This is a genomic window from Kineosporia sp. NBRC 101677, from assembly GCF_030269265.1.
GTDB lineage: Bacteria > Actinomycetota > Actinomycetes > Actinomycetales > Kineosporiaceae > Kineosporia > Kineosporia rhizophila.
This window is the reverse complement of the sequence record NZ_BSTA01000029.1, coordinates 1-6,456: the sequence shown is the minus strand read 5'-3', so window position 1 is coordinate 6,456 and position 6,456 is coordinate 1. Positions and strand designations below refer to the sequence as shown.

The 6,456-nt window shown below is 62.8% G+C and carries 6 protein-coding genes and 2 pseudogenes; 5 read left to right on the top strand and 3 right to left on the bottom strand.

Translation table 11 applies throughout. The features are described from left to right. From QSK18_RS36210 to QSK18_RS35525, 4 genes and pseudogenes are all read left to right on the top strand, one after another. A pseudogene (locus QSK18_RS36210) lies at positions 1–117 on the top strand (IS481 family transposase); the annotation flags it as partial. A 178-nt stretch (positions 118–295) separates the two neighbouring features. After that, positions 296–1,099, top strand: coding sequence for a peptidase inhibitor family I36 protein (locus tag QSK18_RS35535; RefSeq protein ID WP_285628934.1), 804 nt, complete (start codon positions 296–298; stop codon positions 1,097–1,099). Between the two features lie 182 nt (positions 1,100–1,281). Then, positions 1,282–2,424: an NAD-dependent epimerase/dehydratase family protein gene (locus QSK18_RS35530; protein WP_285628931.1), complete on the top strand. Its 1,143-nt coding sequence runs from the start codon at positions 1,282–1,284 to the stop codon at positions 2,422–2,424. A gap of 719 nt (positions 2,425–3,143) precedes the next feature. Then, entirely contained in the window at positions 3,144–3,938 is a 795-nt protein-coding gene (locus QSK18_RS35525; protein ID WP_285628937.1) for a transposase family protein, read from the top strand. A gap of 621 nt (positions 3,939–4,559) precedes the next feature. Here the strand turns inward: QSK18_RS35525 and QSK18_RS35520 are convergent. From QSK18_RS35520 to QSK18_RS35510, 3 genes are all read right to left on the bottom strand, one after another. Beyond that, positions 4,560–5,024 carry a Mu transposase domain-containing protein gene (locus QSK18_RS35520; protein WP_502894330.1) on the bottom strand — a complete coding sequence of 155 codons (465 nt, stop codon included), beginning with the start codon at positions 5,022–5,024 and terminating at the stop codon, positions 4,560–4,562. Further along, entirely contained in the window at positions 4,940–5,824 is an 885-nt protein-coding gene (istA, locus tag QSK18_RS35515; protein WP_285628924.1) for an IS21 family transposase, read from the bottom strand. The genes QSK18_RS35520 and istA overlap by 85 nt, the downstream gene beginning before the upstream one ends. Positions 5,825–5,887: 63 nt before the next feature. Then, positions 5,888–6,046, bottom strand: a complete 159-nt coding sequence (locus tag QSK18_RS35510; RefSeq protein WP_285628921.1) for a hypothetical protein — start codon at positions 6,044–6,046, stop codon at positions 5,888–5,890. Between the two features lie 208 nt (positions 6,047–6,254). Between QSK18_RS35510 and QSK18_RS35505 the strand changes: the two are divergent. Further along, positions 6,255–6,456, top strand: a pseudogene (locus QSK18_RS35505) (hypothetical protein); the annotation flags it as partial.

Genomic DNA, 6,456 nt, shown 5'->3' with positions numbered 1-6,456 from the left:
ATCCCCACCTGGAACATCTACTACAACTACCATCGAGCTCACACCACTGCCAGGAACCAGCCTCCAGCACAGCGGCTCCACACCGGCGTCACCAACGTCATGGCCGGGAACAACTAGGCATGAGCAGCCCGGCTCAGGATCACACTGAACCGCGGAAACGCGACGGACTAGTCATTCGGCACGCCCCACGAAAAGCTTCAGCAACTGTGTCCGTTCTGTGATGAACCACATCTCACTGATGCCCGTGATCTTGTTGGCGCCTCCGCGCCATCCGCTTCAACAATCAAGGACAATCATGCAGAAGACAAAAAGGGGCGTCGCCGTGGGCATTGCCCTGGCCGCAACCTTGACGGTGACCGCACTGTCGCACACAGCGGCGGCCGCCTCGACTGCGCACCGGACTGCAGCCCCTCAGGCCAGTCAGCTGATCGCCCACGACGCAGGTGTTGTCCGTGCAGCCGCAGCTCCACGGAAATACAAGGAACGGTTCTGCAACACGACATCGAACGCTGAAATCCTTTCGGTGGGGGTTGGAACGGTGATTGGTAAGTACTCCAACGGGGGTCTCACCGAACCGGGATACTGTGACCTCTTCCCCAAGAGCGAAGGAGCCGATCTCTACATTCACATTCAGAAACCGGCCACCAAGCAGTTCAAGACACTCAGCAACCGCAAGGTCAAGAGTTGCGACTCGGAAGTCGTCGTCTCAGGCAGCTATGAAAACCCCGTGGTGACGCATCGTTGCGCGCCCGCGGCGACGGTCGCTGCCTGTAGCGCCGGCAGCATGTGTACCTGGCAGGACGCCGGCTACACCAACTGGTACACGGACCTGGCCCACCATTTCGGAGGTGTGGAATCTCCGATTTTCCCGGAGAACGCGCCGGCCCCCGTCTACGGCGACGGAGCGGGCGACCTTTCTACTCACGGCCTGAACGACTCCATCTCTTCGGTCTGGAACCGTACCAACCAGAAGTGGTGCTTCGGCGAACACGCGTTGTCCCACGGCAAGCGGATGAGTTTGGCACCTGGCGATCGCATTTCCAACCTGGGCGATCGTGGCTGGAACGACATGATTACCTCGGTTCGCCCCTGCACGTGAGGTATCTCGTTGTCGGTGTTCGCAGGAATTGGTTGTCGTTGAACCAACACGAGCCCTGACGATCGTGAGGTCCCTGCTGCTCCCTGGGCTGAGGGGCAGGGACCTCACTCTAGGTCGGGAGATGTCCCCGGTCGCAGTCATTCTGAGCTAGATATTTTTCACCAAGTGGGAGGTTTCTCGACATGCACCTCTATTGGCCCCAGCAGGCGCCTGCATCCCCGCCTATGCCGCAGGCAGACACAGGTGAGGCACCAACCCCACCCACAACGGTATTGGTCACTGGCGCAGCAGGTTTTGCAGCAGGTCACATCATTGAGGAACTGCTCCACCACGGCTATGCCGTACGTGGCACCATTCGTGAGACCACGCCCGAGGGCAGAACGGCTCATCTCAGAACCATCGCCGCGCGCCATCCTGGGCGCCTGCACCTCGTGCATGCTCAACTGGACAGCGACAAGGGCTGGGCAGATGCGGTGGCCGGTTGCGCCTACGTCATTCACGTCGCCTCTCCCTCCTCGGCTGGTGCCGCGCAAGAGGAGCTGTGCGTCATCCGCACAGCCGTAGAAGGAACTTTAAGAGTCCTTCAGGCCGCTGCCCACAGCGGAACCGTTTGCAGAGTTGTCACCACCTCTTGCAGCGCAGCCGCGGCCGCCGGCCACGTTAGATCTGCAAATAGTCCTTGCACTGAAAAGGACTGGGCCTTAATCGAAGGTCGCTCAACCTTCGAGAAAAGCAAGACGCTTGCCGAACAGGCCGCCTGGCAATTCATCCACACACTCCCGGAAGGGCACAGGATGGAGATGGTTACCCTAAATCCCGGCCACATTCTCGGCCCATTGCAAAATCCATATGTCAACGCTTCAATGCGGACGGTCCAGCGGTTGCTTGACGGCTCCATGCGGGCCGTACCGAATCTTAGCTTCAACGTCACCGACGTACGCGACCTAGCTGTTGCACACCGGTTGGCCTTGGAAAAGAGAGTCGCATCAGGCAATCGCTACCTATGCGCAGGACCAGCCACCTGGCTGCCGGATATGGCGGAACTTCTCGCCGCACACTTCGGTCCCCAAGGAGCGCGTGTCCCGCTTCGCCGCCGATCAAACTTGAGCATGTGGCTGCTGTCCAGATCGGATCCCACACTTCGCCCCGTCCTGCCCGACCTCGGACGACAGGTCCATCTGTCCAGCCAGAAGGCAACAGCAGAACTGGGCCTTCACCTCCGTCCCATTGCATCGACCCTGCACGACAGCGCGCAAAGCCTTATTGACCATGACGTGATCCACGCAGAACAACAAAAATCTCGAGCCAAACGCGCCTGTGATTGACAGTTAATAAAGACACCAAAGCACGTCTCATCCTTAGACGGGATCTAGATGGCAAGTTGAACCGATTCTCTAACATCGGCATACTATTTCGACGGACAGGCGAGCAATAGAAAGGCATCTAAATACAAGGGCTCAAGGGTGGACGGCCCTGCCCCCGTCCGAGCTTGTATGTCTTCTGCAATGGAAAAGATCAGACGGGCGCTGCGTGAAGTGATGCGACTACCGCTCAGGGCTTCGGCGCCATAGCCATGGGCCCATTTCGAGCGGTAGCACCGGAAGATGTCCTGTGGCTGTCGCCCTGTGTCCGGGCGGCATGCGATCATCGGCGCAAGTGCATGACCGGTACCGGCGCAGACTTACCTATGGAGCCGTCACAGGGGTCCCAGTCCAGAGCGATCTATCGGTGCGCCGGTTCCGCTATGACATCTGGACCGCAGCATAATGGCTTCCGTCGAACAAGTGTCAGGGCTGACGCGGCAGCACGGCCGCTACACTCTACCGGCCCGAGCCATGCTGAGCGCCGTTGGTCTGGCATTGGCAAGACGGGCCGGCGCGCGACTGGCCGGGCGACTGGGCCTGGCTGTCGAGCCTGACGCGCTGCTACTAGTCAGCGAGCCCTTGTCATCCTGATCTTGGTGCCTGACCCCCGGTCCGAGACGCGAAAGAGCCCCTGGTAGGACGGGGATTGTCTAGATCATCCGCACCACCAGGGGCTCCACATTCTTTCCTACCCGTCGGGCATGGCTGTGTCCAGTCGCGCCTTGAATCTCCTGTCCGCAGCGATCCGCCGAGCCCGCCGCGAGATGGGCTCCCGCTGGCGCCGCCTGGACCCCGGCCGGCAGGCGCTGCTGGTCCTGGCCTACCTGCGTAAAGGCGAGACCTATGCCGATCTGGCCTGCGGGTTCGGCATCGGGATCCGCACCGTCTACCGCTACGTCCGCGAGGGCATTGACCTGCTGGCCGCTATGGCGCCCACGCTCGCGCAGGCGATCGAGGTCGCGCAGGGCAAGGCGTTCGTGATCTTGGACGGCAGCCTGCTGCGCATCGACCGGGTCATGATGGCCTCGAAACGAGACCGTCCGTTCTACAGCGGGAAATGGAAAGTCCACGGCGTGAACGTGCAGGTCCTGGCAGATCCAGCGAGCCGGCTGGTCTGGGTCTCGCCCGCGCTGCCCGGATCGGTGCACGACATCAAGGCCGCCCGCCACCACGACATCCTCACCGCCCTGGAACGAGCCGGGGTGATGGCCTTCGCCGACACCGCCTACCAGGGCTCGCCCGAGAACGTCCGGACGCCGCTGCGCAGCCGCCGCCAGGACCCGGTCACGAAGAAGATGAAGCCTCTTTCAGCTGGTCAGCGGGCCGCGAACACCGCTCACGCCCGCATCCGGGCCATCGGCGAACGCGCCAACTCCCAGCTAAAGAACTGGCGCATCCTGCGCAAGATCCGATCCAGCCCCAGCGACGCCACCAACCTGATCAAGGCCGTTCAAACTCTCATCCTGGCAGGCTGATTCGTCAGGATGACATCAGTTCAGCGTCTGCGCCAGCTGTTGAGCCGGTGCCAAGCCTCGGAGTCGACGACTTCGTTCTGCGCCGGGGCAACAACTCCGCCACGGTCTCATCGACATGGGCACCAGCCGTGCCATCGACTTCCGACCCGGACGGGAAGCAGCGCCGCTGGAACGGTCGGCTCAAGGACCTTCCTGGCGTGGGAACCGTCTGCGCGACGTTCTGGAGCCTACGCCGAGGCTATCCGCACCGGCGCACCCGATGCCGTGCAGGTAGCCGACCGCTTCCATCGGGCTTTTACCCGGATCTAAGGCTCACGGCGCGGGTCTGAGCCAGACGCTGATCAAGAGTTTCGAGCATCTCGGTGAGTTTGAGGGCCTTGAGGGTGTCGTGGAGCCCGGCTTCCAGAACGCTCACGTCTGGGTCTCCGTTCTGGGAGCAGGCACCGCGGCAGGTGACGGCGCCGGGGCGGGTTCGGAGTTCGTGGTGGACAGGTGGACGACGGCTGGGCCGGGAACGACAAGCGGGTCTGGCTGTTCGAACAGGCCCTCCCGCCTGCGCAGGAACGCAGGAACCCGGTCATGGCTGCTTGTTTCGGCGCTGTCACTGTCGCCGTCGGCTGTCTAGGTCTGTGCGCTGAGTAGTCCTTTGATGGTCCGGTAGGAGGGATCACCGTCCCGGATCGCCGGGTCGCAGGCGGCTTCCAGACAGGCCTGGCCGTACTTGTGGCGCAGGCCCAGGACGCCTTGGGCGGCGCGCAGGCGGAACAGGACGTTCTCGGCCAGGAGCCCGGCGATGACCTCGACGCAGGCCGGGCCGATGTCCAGGGCAGCGTCGCGGCACCAGGTCGGTGTCTTCTGGTGGAAGGCGATCTTTTCCGGCGGATAGTGATCCAAGATCGTGGCGCGGCCCCGCTGGATGCGCAGGTGGGTCACCACGACGTTGCCGTTGTGGATGATCTGCACGCTGCTTGGCGTGGACCGGGCCTCGACACGCTCGCCAATTAGTTGCCAGGGAACGGAATACAGGCCCGGTCCGACCTCGACGTGGATGTCGGGACCGACCTTGCCCGTTGTCCAAGTCGCCACGACGAACGACCGGGCCGGTAGCGGTTCAGGGCCGGCGCCTCGACGGCGGCGAACACGGTCGCGGGAGCGGCGCCCTCCGGTCCACGGTGGGCGCGCCGGCCCTCCACGAACCGACACCAGGTGATCGCGGTGTCCTGCACATTTTCCAGCGACGAGAAGTCACGCCCCCGCCAGTACGAGTCACGAACATACGGCATGGCCCGCTCAACTCTGGGCTTTTCCTTGGGCTTACGGGCCCGGGCTGGGTCGATCAGGATTCCGTAGTGCGTGGTCGTCTCCGCATACGAACGGTTCATTTTTGGGTCATACAGGTCCGGGCGGTCGACGCCGGTATTCAGGTTGTCCGGGACCAGCCGGGCCGGGAGGCCGTCGAAGAACGCGAATGCCTCGACATGGGCACGGGTCCATGACTCCTGATTCATGCGGATTACCGGGCGCACGAACATGAATCGGGAACACGCCAGGACCATCACGAACGCCCAGATACTGACCCGGGGCTTCCCTGGCCGGGACGGATCCCGCCAAGAACCCAGTTTGCCGCAGTCGATCCGAGCCTCATCGCCCGGCGTCACCGTTCCCGGTGGCCGCAGCACCGTCCCCTGCGCCCTGCGTGTTTCCTCCGGCAGATGTGCCGCCACCGACCGCTTCAACGACGAATACGACGTATCCAGGCCGTGTTCGTCAACCAGACCCTGATGGATCGTGGCCTGCGTGACGCCCCGCCCCAGCTGCTTCAGGATGTAGTCCCGGTGCAACGCGATCGCCGGCCACGTCACCTGCCGCAAAGCCGAGTCGCCCACCTCCGGGAACCACTCACTGATCAGCGGGCGCCAATCCGGCTGAACAGAAGCACTTCTCACCAACTAGCCGGAGTCCACCGCGGCCTGCGCCGGCGCCACATACTCTTGGATCGTCTTACGGTCGATCCCCAGACTCTCCGCGATCTGCGACTGGGCACGTTGCGCCCAGCAGTGCTCATACAACTTAATCAGGTCGATCATCTCGAACGTCTCCCTCGCCATCGGGTCCCCTCCCACCGACATCGATGGAAGCGAGACTGCCCTGTCTGCGAGGCCACACCCGCGCCGCCGCGCCCCCCATCCCCATGGGGAATTACGTGAGCGACGGCCAATCCGGATGGGGAATTACGTGAGCGCGAACCCCTCGACCTGAGGAATTACGTGAGCGCTGACCTACTCCATCGACTCACGTATGAAGGTGTCCCTGGCCGTGAGGGCACTGAAAAATTTTGTCTCGTTTCGTGAACCACGAAAGACCATTGTCCACTCGGACAGGGGCAGCCAGGGTGGATTCAATGGGTCGTCGCAACACCTCGATCGTGGAGGTGCTGATGGGCAGGCCTGCCGGGTGGATGTCGGCTTTGACGGGAAGGTCGCCGATGAAGTCGCCGGGGGCGCCGGCTCACCGGAGG